Below are 16,509 nucleotides of genomic sequence, written 5' to 3'. Positions count from 1 at the left end.
AAACATTCCTCAGTTATGAAACTTACAATGATTCTATTGCTTGCAACAGTTTTGCAGGTCAGGGCGGCAACATTCGCTCAATCGATTAATCTGAAAGTTAAAAATGCATCCCTCGAAGAAATATTTACCCAGATAAGGTTGCAGACCGGGTTTAATTTCTTATACAATCCCAGTGCACTGGAGGAAACAAAAAAAGTTTCAATAACAGTCACCAACGCATCGCTGAAAGCGGTGCTTGATCAATGTTTCAAAGACCAGCCGGTAGTATATGTGATCACCCAGAACAATGTGGTGATCAGCCGTAAAACCCCGGCGCCGGAAACACATGCCGCCCCGGTGGCAGACATCAGAATAACCGGGCAGGTAAACGACAGCAAAGGCTCACCTGTTCCCGGTGTATCCGTAACCGTTAAAGGCGCCGCTACCGGCGCCATTGCGGATGGTAATGGCAGGTACAGCATTTCGGTGCCGGATAAATCTGCTATCCTGGTATTCCGCTCTGTTGGATTTATCAGCCAGGAAATAGCGGTGAATGATCAAACGGTGATCAATGTAACCTTAGCGGAAAAGCCATCGGCTTTGAACGAGGTAATTGTAGTGGGTTATGGCTCACAAAAGAAAGCGGATGTTACCGGCTCCATCGCATCTATAGATGAAGAAGCGATAAAAAGCGTGCCTGCAAGTAACCTGGTAAGTGCGCTGCAAAGCCAGGCGCCGGGCCTTGATATACAAAAAGCCGGTGGCAACAGTCATCCCGGCGCCACCCCATCTATCTCTATCAGGGGGCAGCGTTCCCTGGGCGCCGCCAACGACGTGCTTTATGTGGTAGATGGTATACCGTTCAACGGCACCTATATCAATGACCTCAACCAGGATGATGTAGTAGCCGTACAAATATTAAAAGACGCATCCGCCACCGCCATTTATGGCTCAAGAGGTGCAAACGGCGTGATACTGATCACTACCAAACGGGGCAAAACGGGCGCACCGGTAGTTACCTACAGCGGTTATGCCGGCGTAGTAAGCCCGCTCGGTTACTACGATGTGATGGATCCTCAAACCTATGAAACCTACAAGAAATGGGGTAACTACAATGCAAACAACCCAAACACCATAGGCACGCCCAATCCCTATAACGGAATAGATGATCCAAAATTCTATACAGATGGTATCACCTTCCTGCCCGCTGAACTGGCCGGTATGAAAAACGGAACTGCTACCGACTGGCAAAAGCTGATTTTTAAGAACGGTTTTAAAACCAATCATCAGCTTGGCATATCCGGTGGTACACCATCAACAAAATATGCGGCTTCCGCTGGTTTTTATGACGAAACCGGCCTGTTTCCCGGCCAGTCATTCAGGCGTTATACCTTCAAAGTAAGTATTGACCAGCAACTGGGTAAGATATTTAAGATCGGCTTAAGCTCACTGAATACCGTGAGCAAAATTAACGGGGAGAGTATCAACCCCGTGGGCCAGGCGCTTACCTCCAGCCCGCTTACCGTTCCCTACGACGAAAAAGGCAATCTTATTCCATTCCCCGGAGGCGGCTCCCTGGTGTATAATCCCCTGGCTAACCTGAAGCCTGGCGCAGTGGTCCAAAAACGTTCCCGGTATAATACCTTCACCACTGCGTATGCAGAAGCACAGATTACACCGCACCTTAAATACCGTTTTAACGGGGGCGTGGAAATTACGCCGGAAACCTATGGCGAGTTTTATGGCAGCGCCACTTATCAGAACCTGAGCGGCCCTTCCACTGCAAAAAATACCAATTACGATTACTATGATTATACGCTGGAAAACCTGCTTGTGTATGAAAATACGTTTGCCAAAAATCATCACTTAACAGCTACCGGCCTGTTTAGCTACCAGGAGGATTATAAAGCTTCTACCAGCTTCAGCTATAACAATATCCTGGCAGATTATATCCAGTATTTCAACCCCGCATTAGGCGCCAATCTCAAGGGCGAAGGCAGTTATTCGAAGTTTAGCATCGTTTCATTCATGGGACGTGTGAACTACGACTATAAGAGCAAATACCTGTTAACCCTCACCATGAGATCCGATGGTTCCTCTACGCTGGCGCCGGGGAATAAATATCATGTATTCCCTTCTGCAGCGGTTGGCTGGAACATTACACAGGAAGACTTCATGAAAAACATTCCCGCGATATCCAACCTGAAACTGCGCGCCGGTTACGGAACAGTAGGAAATGCTGCTGTAAATCCCTACCAGACGCTTGGCGGGCTAACATCGATCAATTATAATTACGGCTCCACAAATGTTACCGGTACTTATCCCAATAATGTACCCAATCCCAAACTGGGCTGGGAGTATACCGCTACATTGAACCTGGCCGTGGACTTCAGCCTGTTTAATGACCGTATCAGCGGATCTGTGGATGCTTACCGGCAGCGTACCAGTAATCTTATCCTTCCGCAAAACCTGCCTATTACAACGGGCTACACCTCACAGTTCCTTGCCAACGTAGGTAAAACCGAAAATAAAGGCCTGGAGATCAACATTGCGTCTATCAATATCAGGGCGGCAGACCGGAAAGATTTTGGCTGGACCACCAACTTTAACATCACCTTTAACCGCAATAAAATTACCGCGCTGCAAAATGGGGTAACACAGGACATTGGTAATAACCGCTTTGTAGGAGCTCCTATTAATGCGCTTTATAACTATGTACGACTGGGCATCTGGCAAAATACAGCGGCCGATTCTGCCCTGGCCAGGAAGCTGAACCTCACAATGGTCGGATCCGGCTCCGTGATCGGTACCATAAAAGTAGCCGACCTGAATGGCGATGGCGTAATCAATTCAAACGACCGCACAATTGTTGGCTCACGCCAGCCAAAGTTCTTCGGTGGCCTCACCAACCGCTTTAGTTACCGCGGCGTTGACCTGACCGTAGTAACTACCTATCGTGTGGGAGGTACACAGATCGCTTACTGGCTCCAACCAGGCAGCAATGTAAACGCGTTAAACGGGAAAATGAATAATCTGAATGTTAATTACTGGACCCCTTATAATAACGAAAACACTTATCCTAAACCTAATTTTAACGTAGGCACGCCCACCTATGGCGATCTCCTTGGCTATTATGATGCCACTTACCTTAAAATAAGGACTATCAATCTTGGCTATACGCTGCCGTCTCATATTATCCGTAAAGCCGGCATAAAGGCACTCCGGGTTTATAGCAGTTTAAATGATGCCATCATTTTATTTTCCCCGTTACACAATCGATTTCCGGGTGTAGATCCTGAATCGGCTGGCACCCTGGGCGTGGATACACCGCCGAATAAATCTATACTGTTTGGTTTAAATGTTACATTTTAATTTCTATCACGATGAGATCTATCATATATAAATCTATTCCACTGGCAGCCATCATTTTTTTAAGTTTGAGCTGTAACAAACAATTAATTGAAGAACCCCATTCAGGGCTGATCCCGCAATACTTCAATACCGCACAGGGCTTCCAGTCGGGCCTGGATGCAGCATATGCCGGTAACCGGAATATATGGGGAACCGAAAACTTTATGACCATGACCGTGCCCGGTACCGATGAGTTCAAATCCGGCGGGGGCGGTAACAATGATTTCAATATTTATTCAAGCAGCTTCGACGCCAGCAGCGGCTGGGTAAACGGCATCTGGAATGCCTGCTATACCTTCATCAACAATTGCAATGGTATCATCGACAACGGAAGTGTAGTGACGGGCCTTGATCCTGCCACTGTTAAACAAAAAGTTGCTGAAGCAAAATTTCTGCGTGCGAATTACTATTTCGTACTCGTCCGTTTCTGGGGCCCTGTTACACTTAACACGCATTTCATTACAGAGCCAAGTACAAGCGCTACCAGGGCGCCTCTCGCGGATGTTTACAATTTTATTATCCAGGATTTAAAAGATGCCATTGCCGGGTTACCGCCAAGCCCGGTGCAAAACGGCGTATTGCCAGGTAAGGCTACCGCGGCGGCAGCATCGCACCTGCTGGCAAAAGTATATCTCACCAGGGCATACTCCGATGCTAAACAACCTGACGATTTTCAAAATGCCTATTCCACCGCGAAAGGCCTGATCGATAATAGCGCAGGCCTGGGTCTTGCCCTGTTGCCGGATTTTGCATCCGTATACGCGGAAGGCAACGAGGCAAGCAAGGAGGTATTATGGAGTGTGCAGCATACTTCCAACCTGACTTATAACAACAACAGCAACGAATTAAACTTTCACTATGTAATGGGGTATGAGAATTTCCCGGGCCTGGTTCGCTCCATGGCCTATGGACGGCCGTTTGCACGCGTGGAGCCCACCCGCTGGATGAGCGACACCTGCTTTGCCGATAAAACCAACGATACCCGCTATTACAAAACATTTCAATCAGTATGGCTGTCTAATTCTGCTGATAAGATCCCCAAGGTAAATGGCGTTCCCAAATATGCACTTGGCGATACGGCTATTTATATGCCGGGAGTGGATGTGAGCGATGCTGAGATTAATTCGACACGCTACCTGCTGGTGCCGCCAAGAAAGTATACCCTGCAGTTATTTCCCACCATGCTCAAATACCAGGATACTAAAAGGGCAAGTATAAATGATCCATCAGTAAGACCAGTGATTGCCTACCGCCTGGCCGAAACCTACCTGCTGGCTGCAGAAGCGGCTTTCAATATTGGTGATAATGCCAGTGCCGCACAATATATTAATGTTGTACGCGGGCGCGCGGCATATCCTACCGGGAACGCTGCAGCCATGGCTATTACACCGGCTGATGTAACACTGGACTTTATCCTTGACGAACGCGCACGCGAGCTAGCCGGTGAACAAACCCGCTGGCTGGATTTGGTGAGAACAAAGAAACTGATAGAGCGTGTAAAATTACATAACCCCGATGCAGGGGCGAATATTAAAGACAAGCATATGCTGAGGCCAATTCCTCAAAGCCAGATAGACAGGACCATTACCGGCGACAAGTATCCGCAAAATACCGGTTACTGATCAGAAAATCCCGGCACTGGCCACTGCCGCATTTAATTAAAAAGTATAAAGATTCAGTTATGATTAAAAGATATTTCAGCAGCATACTTTGGTTGTCGTTTTTCATCACTCAAATAACATTTGCACAGTCTGCCTCCCCCCTGCCGGATTGGGCCCTGGGAGGTTTTGTAAGACCGCCCGGGAAAAATCCCATCATCTCACCCGACTCTACTACCCGGTTCACAGATCCAATGAGTAAGTCAGTAATTAAATGGGAGATCAACGATACTTTTAATCCCGGGGCTGCGGTTAAAGAAGGCAAAATAGTGGTCCTTTACCGTGCTGAAGATAACTCGGGGGTAAAGATCGGCAGCCGTACATCCCGCCTCGGCTATGCCGAAAGTAAGGACGGACTACATTTCAAACGGAAGAAGGAGCCCGTTCTTTTCCCGGCAGAGGATGAGCAAAGAACATTTGAATGGCCCGGAGGTTGTGAAGATCCGCGAATAGCAGTAACTGAAGACGGTACATACGTAATGTTGTATACCCAATGGAACCGCAAGGTGCCCCGTTTGGCGGCAGCCACTTCAAAAGACCTGGTGCATTGGACAAAGCACGGGCCTGTTTTCCAGGACGCTCATAACGGGAAATTCTTTGACATGGCAACCAAATCGGCATCCATTCTCACGCAGGTGAAGGATAACAGGCAGGTGATTGCCAGGATAAACGGCCAGTATTTTATGTATTGGGGCGAGCGGCATGTGTATGCTGCCACCTCAACTAATCTTACCGACTGGCGCCCTTTAGTGGACGATAAGGGAGAGCTGCTGATCCTGGCATCTCCGCGCAAAGGTTATTTCGACAGCGATATGACCGAATGCGGCCCTCCTGCCCTGCTTACAGAAAAGGGCATCGTTTTGTTATACAATGGCAGGAACATTGCCGCCAAAGGCGATAAACGTTTCCCGGATGGAATATACAGCGCCGGGCAGATGCTGTTTGACAAAACCGACCCCACCAAATTAATTGCGCGGCTTGACCTGCCATTTTTCAGGCCCCGGGAAGCTTTCGAGAAACGGGGCCAGTATTCAAGCGGAACCGTTTTTATTGAAGGCCTGGTATGGTTTAAAAAGAAATGGCACCTCTATTATGGCTGTGCCGATTCCAGGGTGGGAGTAGCCATTTATGATCCAAAGCACCCGGCAAACCCCGATCCTGTAGAGGACACTGCGCGGTAAATCACTAATGATAACAACAAGGATGATTATAAACAGGCGCTCCCCTTAAAGGGGAGCGCCGTTCTAAACATGGTTGGCGAAGGTGGTCATCCGGCCACCTCGCCAACATCTTTTTTCATTCTCCTGAAAATCCTGCCAATACTATATGCTACACTCATAGTAATACACAGGGGGCATACGCCGAAACGGAAAAATGTTAAGACTACTTTCTTATACCAGGGCAGATGAGCAGGAATAACAGGGCAGCCCTTGCCATTTCCCTTATATCCCCGGATATTGAGAGCTGTTTTCATTTTAACTGTTTTTATCAACCAAGGAAATGATAAAGGCAAATGCCCGTTAATACAACAGAGACAATACAAAGAATGATTTTTGTTCTTGCAGACATAATGAAACGGTTTTAAAAGTGGTTTCCAGTTAATACCGGTCCATAAAATTTATCACCCTTCTTCCCTTGCCTTTATTTTCTTAACCTGCTGAATGCATTTATATTGCTGGTTGGCAGCCGTATGCCTGTTTTTCCACCCCATTTTTTTCATTACCGTCTCCATGGGTTCCCGGTAAAAGAAGATAGCTTTTAAAATACGCTGGCAATGCCCCGTGATGCGGGATATCCAGGACTGTACTTTCTCATCTTTACTTTTTTCGCGCTGCAGCTCTATTGTAAAAGCGGCTGTTGCGCATGGATACATGGACACATCTTCTACCGGCAGCAACTTATTATCCCGCAGATATTTCAGCCAGAGGTTCCTGGAAATGGAAAAAAGATAGGTTTTCAGGGAGGAGGTCAATAGGAAATCCGGTTGCCTTACCTTTTGAAGCAATACAATCATTGCCTCCTGGAAAATATCTTCTGCATCCTCATTTTGCCCATGGTTACTGACAATATATGTGGCAATAGCAGGAAAACAGTATTGATACAATACCTCAAAAGAAGCGCTGTTCTCACTTCTGAGCATATTAAGCAGGGTATTGTCTGATATTGTTTGCATACAATTGTAAACTTAGTCAATATTATATACCGGGAAAAGCGTTTTATCACCCATCACCATTGCTGATAATTATGTAAATTTTCTCCATAATTGTATAACGGCATCTCCCATGGGTTACCAGACTTTTGTATAAGTTCAAATAACTGTGCTTTATGCTGAATAATTATAAGATCTTAATAAAAGGAATGGTTTGCGACAGGTGCATTCTGGCCATCAGAGAGGTGTTCCGGGAGCTTAACATCCCGGTGACGAGCATCCATCTGGGGGAGGTTACCACCGTGTCTGCCTTATCGGCCCCGGATATTGCCACGCTCAGTAAAAAACTGGCGGGGCTTGGGTTCACGCTGCTGGAAGACAAAAAGACCCGGCTTGTTCTCGATATAAAATCATTGATTGAACAGGTTTATTCAGGCAATTATGATTTCCCTGATAATTTCCGTTTCTCCGACCTCGTAGTAAAAAAGCTGAATAGAGATTATAACACCGCCAGCAGTATTTTTTCAGCCGCTGAAGATGTGACCCTGGAAAAATACATCATGGAGTACCGTATTGAGAAAACAAAGGAACTGCTAGTGTATACCGATGCTACCCTGGCGGATATTGCATTTAAGCTGGGGTTCAGCAGCGCAGCGCACCTGTCGCGGCAGTTCAAATCTACCACTGGCCTGAACCCATCCTATTTCAGGGAGATCCGGAAAACCAAGCTGTCCCTTTCCCATGACCAGGGCCTCCGGTCTTAAAATTATATACAATTCACAGGTAATAGTATAACATCCCTGCCTCAGACCTGGTGTAGCTTTGTAAAAAATCAGGAAATATGTCAGCAGCTATATCAGCGCAGCAGGAAACAACTGCTGTTAAAAAGAAGAAAACAGAAAGTATAAAAGAAACCTTTCCTGTACTGGAAATGACCTGCGCAGCTTGTGCCGTTAGCGTGGAATCGATGTTGAAATCGGTGCCCGGTGTAGAAGATGCCGGTGTTAATTTTGCCAATCAAACCGCCTGGGTACAATATAACCATGAAAGCGTTACTCCTGAAGCCCTGCAAAATGCTATCCGCTCCATAGGCTATGATTTGCTGATCGAAAAAGAAAACCAGGAAGAGGCTAAAGAGGAAGCACAGCACAGGCATTACCAGGAGATCAAAAGGAGAACGGTCTGGTCGTCTGTGTTGTCGCTGCCGGTTGTTATCATTGGCATGTTCTTTATGAATATGCCTTATGCTAACTGGATCATGATGGCATTGGCCACCCCGGTGGTGTTCATCCTGGGCCGCAGCTTTTTTGTGAATGCCTGGAAACAGGCCAGGCATGGAAAAGCCAATATGGACACGCTTGTAGCGCTCAGTACCGGTATAGCCTGGCTTTTCAGCGCATTTAATACAGTATACCCACAGTTCTGGCACCAGCGCGGTTTGCACCCGCATGTTTACTTTGAGGCCGCCGCAGTTGTGATTGCCTTTATTTCACTGGGTAAACTGCTGGAGGAAAGGGCCAAATCCAATACTTCTTCTGCCATAAAAAAACTCATCGGGCTTCAGCCTAAAACAGTAATGTTAGTTGGCCCCAACGGGAATACCAGCGAAGTACCCATTGCAGGCGTTAAAGCAGGTGATCTGCTGCTGGTAAAACCAGGTGAAAAGATCCCTGTAGACGGTAAGCTGGCTGCCGGTGAATCTTATGTAGATGAAAGCATGATCACAGGCGAACCTGTGCCTGTAGCCAAGAAAGAGGGAGATAGCGTATTTGCAGGTACCATCAACCAGAAAGGCAGCTTCCGTTTTACGGCAGAAAAAGTAGGTACTGATACGCTCCTGGCGCAGATCATCAAAATGGTACAGGAAGCGCAGGGCAGTAAAGCCCCGGTACAGAAACTGGTGGACAGGATCGCGGGAATATTCGTTCCTGTAGTAATTGGTATTGCTATCCTGACCTTTATCTGCTGGATGATATCTGGTGGGGATAACGCATTTACGCATGCATTGCTGACTTCCGTTACTGTGCTTGTTATAGCCTGTCCCTGCGCGCTTGGCCTGGCTACGCCAACAGCCATTATGGTAGGTGTAGGTAAAGGAGCTGAAAACAATATTCTTATCAGGGATGCCGAAAGTCTGGAACTTGCACATAAAGTGGACGCCATCATTTTGGATAAAACAGGTACCATTACTGAAGGCAAACCTGTAGTCACCAACATTATCTGGAATAGCGGGGATACTGATCGCCAGGTTCAGCAATCTATCCTCTACGCGCTTGAGCACCAGTCCGAACATCCGCTGGCGGAAGCCGTAACGGGGTATCTATCAGGCGCCGGACCGGTTGCATTAAAAGGTTTTGAAAGTATTACCGGGCAAGGCGTAACAGGCATTTATAACGGGCAGTCCTATTTTGTGGGCAATAAACGCCTGCTTGAAGAAAACAATATTGTTGCAGACAGCGGGATGGCTGCACAGGCTGCCGGTTTGCAGGAAGAGGCCAAAACGGTTATTTATTTCGCCGATACTAAAAAGCTGCTGGCGATTATTGCTATTGCTGATAAAATAAAAGAAACTTCCAGGCAGGCTATCCATACCCTGCAGCAAGATGGCATTGCAGTGTATATGCTTACCGGCGATAACCTGCATACTGCTGCAGCCGTAGCGAGAGAGGTAGGCATACAAACCTATAAGGCGGAAGTATTGCCTTCTCATAAAGCAGCCTTTGTAAAAGAACTGCAGCAGGCAGGTAAGGTAGTGGCAATGGTGGGAGATGGTATTAATGACTCCCAGGCGCTGGCCCAGGCCGATGTAAGCATTGCCATGGGAAAGGGCTCAGACATTGCCATGGACGTTGCAAAAATGACGCTGATCACTTCCGATCTTAACAGCATTCCAAAAGCGCTCCGGCTTTCCACGAAAACTGTGAGCACAATTAAACAGAATCTTTTCTGGGCCTTTATATATAATGTTATCGGTATTCCCATTGCTGCCGGTGTTCTATTCCCGGTAAACGGGTTCCTGCTGGATCCTATGATAGCCGGTGCTGCCATGGCTCTCAGCTCTGTGAGCGTGGTGAGCAACAGCCTGCGGCTGAAGGCTGCAAAATTGTAATACAGAAAATAAAAAATGTACGAAGAATGAGTTCACAGATATGGAGTACTGCAGCAATTATCCCTGAAACCGGTAGTGCAGTAACTATAGTATTTAATACAAACGGTTATCCTTTTGAGTATAAACCAGGACAGTTCATCAATATTACATTGGAGATCAACGGTGCTCCTGTTACCCGGTCCTATTCCCTGAGCTCATTGCCCGGTGAAGATGCCAGGCCGTCTGTTACCGTCAAAAAAATAAAGGGAGGCCTAATGAGCAGCTATATTGTTGATAATGCCAGCCTGATTCAGCACTGGCAGGTAACGGGCCCTTGGGGCTCTTTTACGCCAGCGCCGGGGACCTATCATAAAGATCATGTTGTATTGCTGGCAGGCGGTAGTGGTATTACACCATTATTTTCCATAGCCCGTTCAGTGATCAATGCCTCTCAACATACTGCGGTTACGCTTATTTATTCCAGTCGCACAAAAGAAGAGATCATATTCCGGGAGGCAATCGAAGAATGGGCCACCCGGCACCAGGGAAGAGTGAATGTTTACCATGCTATTTCGCAGCCCGGTGATAATGATGTTACACACCCTGCTGTTATTAAAGGAAGGATAAACAAGCTTGTTGCCAGGAAGCTCATAAAATCAATTGTGGGAGATGCAATTAATGCCGCTCATTATTTCCTTTGCGGCCCTGCTGAATTGATGAAAATGCATAAAGATATGCTGGAAGCTCAACAGGTGCAGGACGATAATATTTACATGGAGTGGTTTGCACCGGGGCAGGAGGCCGATCATGATCCCCTGCCAGGTAATATGCAGGAGGTACTGCTGCATTTCTTTGAACAATCCAACCTGCTGGAAGTACACCCCGGGAAGTCTATCCTGGCTGCTGCCCTGGAAGAAAAAATCCCGCTCCCCTACTCCTGCAAATCCGGCACCTGCGGAAGATGTGCTGCCAGGCTAACATCCGGGAAGGTGAACATGACCGGCAATTACGCACTCAGGAAACCGGACCTGGAAGCGGGGCTTATCCTGCTTTGCCAGAGCTATCCTGTAACAGACGATGTAACAGTGGAAATTGACTGAGAATAATTATATAAAAGTTACTGGCAATTGTATAAGATACAACACGGGTACCTGCAATAACTTTACATCATCAACTAAGAATAATTAACTTTTAAAGAAATAAACATGGAAACAGTTCAGTTCAAAACAAACATTAAATGTTCAGGTTGCATTGCCGCCGTTACGCCTGTATTAAATGAAGTAGCAGGACAGGATAATTGGGAAGTAGATCTCCTCAGCCCGGATAAATTATTGGTTGTTTCTACAGATAAGGCAGGAAAAGAGCAGATACAGCAGGCTATAGAAAAGGCGGGATATAAAGCGGAAGCAATAGCATAAATAAATACTGCTTTAATTTTAAGCAACCAGCCCGGTAGCGGACCAGAAGGAACGTATACCGGGCTTCCTGGTTGTTAAATCCTGTAAGTCTTCAATACGTTCATCACCCAGGATTTCCCCCATTGTTCCACCTGTTCTTCCGTCCACAGGTATGGGTAAAAAATTCTTTTCTGAAATCTTGGCGGCAGGTATTTCTGCCAGTTGGTGCCGCCTGTAGCGGCAATGTCTACCGGGTCGCGCTCCAGGTATCTTACGGCGGATTTATAATGCGACAAGGGCCATTCCACGTTTACGAACAGGTCCAGTTTCCTGAGCTCTTCTTCCACAGTGCTCATGTCTTCTCCCTGTTGTTGCAATGTTTTGTACAGGGAGGAAAAATTACGGTCTGTATTGTTTTGGGCCAGCTGCAGAAGTTGCCCGGCATATTTTGCAATAAACTGTTGCAGGGTAAGCGTCTGTTTGCCGGTAGATAATTCTGAAGCGCCGTATTTCCAGTAAATGTATTCAAACTGCTCCGCCAGTGAGGCATGTTTTAATGCATCTCTTTTACCAGCTGTTGTAAGTTGAATAAGCTCGGTTGAATAAATCTCGATCATACGGTATTGCGCAGACTGGAAGCCGCTTGCAGGAAGCAGCGACATCCTGAATTTCAGGAATTGTTCTTTGTCCATTCCGTCTACCATGATATCGAAAGAGGATACCAATGCCGTGAAATAGGCATTGATCCTTTTAAGCCTGGATGCAAAAAAAGCAGGGGTCAGTGAGGTATGGTTGCTTATCTGTTTGCATTCATGCAGGGCCAGTTTAAAATAGAGTTCGGTGATTTGATGATACATGATAAAGATCTCTTCATCCGGATAGGAAGTTTTCGGATGCTGGAGGCTCAGTAGTGTATCCAGGTGGATATAGTCCCAATAAGTGAGGTAATCGGCATACAGCAGGCCATCGAGATATGCGGTGATGTCCTGCCCCATCGCGGCATACTTTTCCTGCAACAGGGACAGTCTGTCTTTAATTTCAGCTGTTATTTCCATACCGGTAATTATTGTTTTGGCGTGATCAGTTCTTTACTTATGGTCAGCAGCTGCGCTGCCACCAGGAAAACATCTTCAAAACTGTTGTACAGCGGCACGGGGCTAAGCCTGATAACATCCGGCTCCCGCCAGTCGCCCAGGACATTGCCGGCTACTAACGCGTGAAAGATCTCTTTGGCTTTGTATCTGGCTACGACAGACAGCTGCGCGCCTCTTTCCGTTTCGGCGGCCGGGGTGATGATCCTGTATTGTTCAAAGCCCAGCGTTTTATTCACTTCATTGATAAGATGATGCAGATAGGCAGTTAGTTTCGTACTTTTTTCCCGCAGTGGGCCAATGAAACCGGCTTTTTCAAAGAGCTTGAGTGAGGCATGATACAATGCCATTGGTATCACCTGGGTGCAGCTTACCTGCCAGCCATCGGCGCCTGCTTCGGCAATAAACCCTTTTTCCATTTTAAATCGCTGCTGTTCCTGGTATCCCCACCAGCCTGCAAAACGGTGGAGCGAGGTATCGGAAAAGTGCTTTTCATGTACGAAGATCCCGCTTATTCCTCCAGGGCCTGCGTTCTGGTATTTATAAGAGCACCAGCAGGCAAAATCAATATCCCAGTCGTGCAATTCCAATGGTACATTACCAGCGGCATGTGCCAGGTCGAACCCCACCACTGCACCGGCGCTATGCCCTGCTTTGGTGATAGCCGGCATATCGAACCACTGGCCCGTAAAATAATTTATACCGCCAAATAACACGAGCGCAAGCTGATCGCCGTGATGGGCAATAGCAGCCAGTATATCTTCTGTCCGCAAGGTTGCCTCACCTGCACGTGGCCGCACTTCAATAATGGCTTCTTCCGGATCATAGCCGTGGAACCGGACCTGGCTTTCCATTGCATACTGATCGGAAGGAAAAGCGCCGGCTTCCATAATGATCTTAAACCGGTTTGCAGTAGGCCGGTAGAAGCTTACCATCAGCAGGTGCAGGTTTACCGTGAGTGTGTTCATGGGGCATACTTCCCGGGGACTGGCGCCAACGATACGGGCCATCAGGCCCTTCAGTTCTTTATGATAGTACATCCAGGGAGTTTTCCCTTCAAACCATCCCTCAACGGCCAGATTTTCCCAGTTGTTCATTTGCTGATCAACATAACTACGGGCAGCCCGCGGCTGTAATCCGAGTGAATTACCGCACATATAAATGAACGGCGTGCCGTTCTGCTTAGGGAAAAGGAATTCGTCTCTCAGGTGATGTAACGGATCTTGTCTGTCCAGGCCCTGTGCGAAGGCCAGATTGTTTTCGAAAATCATACAGATAAGTATGTTAATGATTGGAAATCGCGTACACAGACATGGCTGTCAATGACGCCGGAAAATACATGCTGATAAGGTGGATAATGGCAGCGGAATGCTACCGGCAGGAGGAGTGCCTGCTAAGAAGGTCGATTGATAATATTTTTATAAATATTCTCCATTAGTTGTAACGATGGGGCAAAACAAATATAAATTGCCTACACTACCAAATAAATTTGGAAATGCTATAATTTCACCCGCATTACCGGAATAAACCGCTTATGTACGATATAAAAATACAATCGCCATTTACCCGCTACCCTGTTGCCTATGCGGGTTGCAACAGCGAAGAAGCCATCAGGCTTTACCAGGAGATCAATTGGGAGGATCTTTACCAGCAGATCGAAGCGAGTGGAAGCAGTCCTGAAAATCCGTTTTATTTTTTTGAAATAAACCGGCAGAATAATCCTGGCGAACAGGAAACCTTTTGCATTTCAGGAGGCCTGTGGGGCCGTGTTGGGATAGGATATATGCGGCCTAAAATGGAACGTAAGGGATTTTTTAAAAAGAAAGATGTGCTCAATCCAAAATTCAGTACACAGATGGATGGCATGGATACCTCTTTCGCACGGTCATGTCTCGACGCTTTTATGAAGGGGAATAGCAGTTTCCTGGAACAAAGCCTGTATAATAAGGAGGAAGACTGATCGGGCCTGACCTGTTTTTGTGTGACCCGCAATACCCAGCCCAGGCAATTCTCTCCGCATCTATGCCCCGGAGCTACCAGACCCCTATTCCTGATAAACCTTTTTCCATATCTCTCCCATAAATGAGTACTGGCATTGGGCATAGTATTTTCTCCATCCAGGACTCCCTCCGTACACTCCAGGTATTTTTGCTGCTCCTTTTTTAGGATCAAATCGACAAAAAGCTGAACAAAATTTAAAAGAGATATTTTATTTCTTCGCACGATTCCAGTCGCAGAACTGATACTTCCCGGCTGGTATAAATGGAGACGATTCTATTATATGATCTATAGAAGTCGTTGTTCATAACATTGGAAATATTCACTAAAATTTAAATAAGTTCTACAAAAAAGCGTTATGAGTAAATTATTTTTATCGTTGCTGGCGGTTATATCTTTTCAATTCCTGTTTGCACAGCAGGATCTTCTGACCCAATTTCCAAAGGGATCTGCACCCGGCGACGTGGGCAAGCGATTGGCCTACCACTTCGTGGACGGCAGACATGAGCTCTATGCAGGAAAGTATATTCACTATGCTGAAGTTTGCACCTGGAATGGTGCGCTGGACTATGCTGTAAAAACAAAAGACCAGAAGCTCATCAAACTTTTACGGGATAAATTTGAACCCTTCTTTGCCCTGGAAAAAGCATTGCTGCCACCCATGAACCATGTGGACTACAATATGTTTGGCAGCATTGCCCTGAAACTCTACCAGGTAACAAAAGACGAGCGCTACAAGAAAATAGGATTAGCCTATGCCGATTCACAATGGGAAGTACCAAAGGATGCGAAACCGGATGAAAAAGCCTGGGCCGATAAAGGGTATTCATGGCAAACCCGCTTGTGGATCGACGATATGTATATGATCACGGTTGTACAAAACGAAGCCTATAAAGTAACCGGCGACCGCAAATATATTGACAGGGCTGCAAAAGAAATGGTGCTTTACTTGAATGAGCTGCAACGTCCCAACGGGCTTTTCTACCACGCTCCGGATGTTCCCTACTATTGGGCAAGAGGAGCCGGCTGGATGGCGGTAGGCATGCCTGACCTGCTTCGTGACCTGCCTAAAGATCACAAGGACCGTCCCCGTATTATGGAAGGTTATCTTACCATGATGAAAAGCCTGAAAGAACACCAAAGGCCGGGTGGAATGTGGAACCAGCTTATTGATGAAGCAGATTTCTGGACGGAAACATCCGGCTCCGCTATGTTTACTTATGCATTTATTACAGGCGTTCAGCAGGGATGGTTAAATGCGGCTGAGTATGCTCCCGCAGCGCGAAAAGCATGGATGGCCATGGTTTCGTATATAGATGCACGTAATAATGTAACCGAAGTTTGTGTTGGTACTGGCAAAAAGAACGATAAGCAATATTACCACGACCGTCCGCGTAATGCAGGCGACCTTCACGGGCAGGCGCCCTATCTGTGGTGCGCAACCGCACTTTTAGGAAAATAACCGGATAGTTAATGCTGCCGTTGGCGCCCTGCAGGAAGCGCCAGCGGCTTAGCCTGAAAACCAGGTTCCCTCTACCTATGATTTAACAGCCCTTCTTTTATACTTCTTTACTTTGGAATGATTCGACAAAAAGTTGAATAAAACGTACGAGAAAAGAATTTTTACTTCGTACCACAATATTAAGATTAATGATTCCACAAAGACAGACCACGTAGATCAGGTGTGTAGTATGCTGTTAGTTTTTGAAAGGCTTTTATACAGTTTTCCACTACTCAA

The 16,509-nt window shown here is 46.7% G+C and carries 13 protein-coding genes; 9 read left to right on the top strand and 4 right to left on the bottom strand.

The annotated features are described in order from the left end of the window. Positions 1-15: 15 nt before the first annotated feature. Genes ABIE50_RS13610 through ABIE50_RS13600 form a run of 3 tightly spaced genes read left to right on the top strand, consistent with a single transcriptional unit; the run spans position 16 to position 6,229 of the window. A complete protein-coding gene (locus ABIE50_RS13610; RefSeq protein WP_209860677.1) occupies positions 16-3,351 on the top strand; it encodes a TonB-dependent receptor in 3,336 nt (1,111 codons plus the stop codon). Positions 3,352-3,362: 11 nt separating this feature from the next. Next, positions 3,363-5,012, top strand: coding sequence for a RagB/SusD family nutrient uptake outer membrane protein (locus ABIE50_RS13605; protein WP_209860679.1), 1,650 nt, complete (start codon positions 3,363-3,365; stop codon positions 5,010-5,012). A 59-nt stretch (positions 5,013-5,071) separates the two neighbouring features. Then, a complete protein-coding gene (locus ABIE50_RS13600) occupies positions 5,072-6,229 on the top strand; it encodes a beta-1,2-mannosidase (protein ID WP_209860681.1) in 1,158 nt (385 codons plus the stop codon). Positions 6,230-6,315: 86 nt separating this feature from the next. On the opposite strand, the gene ABIE50_RS13595 is transcribed toward ABIE50_RS13600, so the two are convergent. Together ABIE50_RS13595 and ABIE50_RS13590 are read right to left on the bottom strand one after the other, a co-directional pair. Then, the gene (locus ABIE50_RS13595; RefSeq protein ID WP_209860683.1) at positions 6,316-6,522 is read right to left on the bottom strand and encodes a hypothetical protein; all 207 of its coding nucleotides are present in this window, start codon (positions 6,520-6,522) and stop codon (positions 6,316-6,318) included. Between the two features lie 147 nt (positions 6,523-6,669). Then, complete coding sequence (locus ABIE50_RS13590) at positions 6,670-7,221, bottom strand: RNA polymerase sigma factor (RefSeq protein WP_209860685.1); 552 nt, start codon at positions 7,219-7,221, stop codon at positions 6,670-6,672. 152 nt (positions 7,222-7,373) lie between these two features. On the opposite strand from ABIE50_RS13590, the gene ABIE50_RS13585 reads away from it, so the two are divergent. From ABIE50_RS13585 to ABIE50_RS13570, 4 genes are all read left to right on the top strand, one after another. Continuing rightward, the gene (locus tag ABIE50_RS13585) at positions 7,374-7,961 is read left to right on the top strand and encodes a helix-turn-helix domain-containing protein (RefSeq protein WP_209860687.1); all 588 of its coding nucleotides are present in this window, start codon (positions 7,374-7,376) and stop codon (positions 7,959-7,961) included. Positions 7,962-8,038: 77 nt separating this feature from the next. Next, the gene (locus ABIE50_RS13580; protein WP_209860694.1) at positions 8,039-10,306 is read left to right on the top strand and encodes a heavy metal translocating P-type ATPase; all 2,268 of its coding nucleotides are present in this window, start codon (positions 8,039-8,041) and stop codon (positions 10,304-10,306) included. A 26-nt stretch (positions 10,307-10,332) separates the two neighbouring features. Further along, complete coding sequence (locus ABIE50_RS13575) at positions 10,333-11,385, top strand: 2Fe-2S iron-sulfur cluster-binding protein (RefSeq protein ID WP_209860697.1); 1,053 nt, start codon at positions 10,333-10,335, stop codon at positions 11,383-11,385. Between the two features lie 105 nt (positions 11,386-11,490). Next, positions 11,491-11,703, top strand: coding sequence for a heavy-metal-associated domain-containing protein (locus ABIE50_RS13570; RefSeq protein WP_142684949.1), 213 nt, complete (start codon positions 11,491-11,493; stop codon positions 11,701-11,703). A 74-nt stretch (positions 11,704-11,777) separates the two neighbouring features. Here the strand turns inward: ABIE50_RS13570 and ABIE50_RS13565 are convergent, their stop codons facing one another. Both ABIE50_RS13565 and kynU read right to left on the bottom strand, forming a co-directional pair. Beyond that, the gene (locus ABIE50_RS13565) at positions 11,778-12,737 is read right to left on the bottom strand and encodes a tryptophan 2,3-dioxygenase family protein (RefSeq protein ID WP_209860699.1); all 960 of its coding nucleotides are present in this window, start codon (positions 12,735-12,737) and stop codon (positions 11,778-11,780) included. A gap of 8 nt (positions 12,738-12,745) precedes the next feature. Further along, positions 12,746-14,044, bottom strand: coding sequence for a kynureninase (gene kynU / locus ABIE50_RS13560; RefSeq protein ID WP_209860701.1), 1,299 nt, complete (start codon positions 14,042-14,044; stop codon positions 12,746-12,748). A gap of 263 nt (positions 14,045-14,307) precedes the next feature. On the opposite strand from kynU, the gene ABIE50_RS13555 reads away from it, so the two are divergent. After that, the gene (locus ABIE50_RS13555) at positions 14,308-14,733 is read left to right on the top strand and encodes a hypothetical protein (RefSeq protein WP_209860703.1); all 426 of its coding nucleotides are present in this window, start codon (positions 14,308-14,310) and stop codon (positions 14,731-14,733) included. Positions 14,734-15,129: 396 nt separating this feature from the next. Then, positions 15,130-16,233 carry a glycoside hydrolase family 88/105 protein gene (locus ABIE50_RS13550; RefSeq protein WP_142684935.1) on the top strand — a complete coding sequence of 368 codons (1,104 nt, stop codon included), beginning with the start codon at positions 15,130-15,132 and terminating at the stop codon, positions 16,231-16,233. Positions 16,234-16,509 lie beyond the last annotated feature (276 nt).

The organism is Chitinophaga sp. OAE865, assembly GCF_040546735.1.
Classification (GTDB): domain Bacteria; phylum Bacteroidota; class Bacteroidia; order Chitinophagales; family Chitinophagaceae; genus Chitinophaga; species Chitinophaga polysaccharea_A.
This window is presented reverse-complemented; position numbering and strand designations above follow the sequence as displayed.

Coding starts and splice junctions, on each gene's coding strand:
- ABIE50_RS13610 (WP_209860677.1), top strand. CDS start 16: ATGAAACTTACAATGATTCTATTGCTTGCAACAGTTTTGCAGGTCAGG.
- ABIE50_RS13605 (WP_209860679.1), top strand. CDS start 3,363: ATGAGATCTATCATATATAAATCTATTCCACTGGCAGCCATCATTTTT.
- ABIE50_RS13600 (WP_209860681.1), top strand. CDS start 5,072: ATGATTAAAAGATATTTCAGCAGCATACTTTGGTTGTCGTTTTTCATC.
- ABIE50_RS13595 (WP_209860683.1), bottom strand. CDS start 6,522: ATGAAAACAGCTCTCAATATCCGGGGATATAAGGGAAATGGCAAGGGC.
- ABIE50_RS13590 (WP_209860685.1), bottom strand. CDS start 7,221: ATGCAAACAATATCAGACAATACCCTGCTTAATATGCTCAGAAGTGAG.
- ABIE50_RS13585 (WP_209860687.1), top strand. CDS start 7,374: ATGCTGAATAATTATAAGATCTTAATAAAAGGAATGGTTTGCGACAGG.
- ABIE50_RS13580 (WP_209860694.1), top strand. CDS start 8,039: ATGTCAGCAGCTATATCAGCGCAGCAGGAAACAACTGCTGTTAAAAAG.
- ABIE50_RS13575 (WP_209860697.1), top strand. CDS start 10,333: ATGAGTTCACAGATATGGAGTACTGCAGCAATTATCCCTGAAACCGGT.
- ABIE50_RS13570 (WP_142684949.1), top strand. CDS start 11,491: ATGGAAACAGTTCAGTTCAAAACAAACATTAAATGTTCAGGTTGCATT.
- ABIE50_RS13565 (WP_209860699.1), bottom strand. CDS start 12,737: ATGGAAATAACAGCTGAAATTAAAGACAGACTGTCCCTGTTGCAGGAA.
- kynU (WP_209860701.1), bottom strand. CDS start 14,044: ATGATTTTCGAAAACAATCTGGCCTTCGCACAGGGCCTGGACAGACAA.
- ABIE50_RS13555 (WP_209860703.1), top strand. CDS start 14,308: ATGTACGATATAAAAATACAATCGCCATTTACCCGCTACCCTGTTGCC.
- ABIE50_RS13550 (WP_142684935.1), top strand. CDS start 15,130: ATGAGTAAATTATTTTTATCGTTGCTGGCGGTTATATCTTTTCAATTC.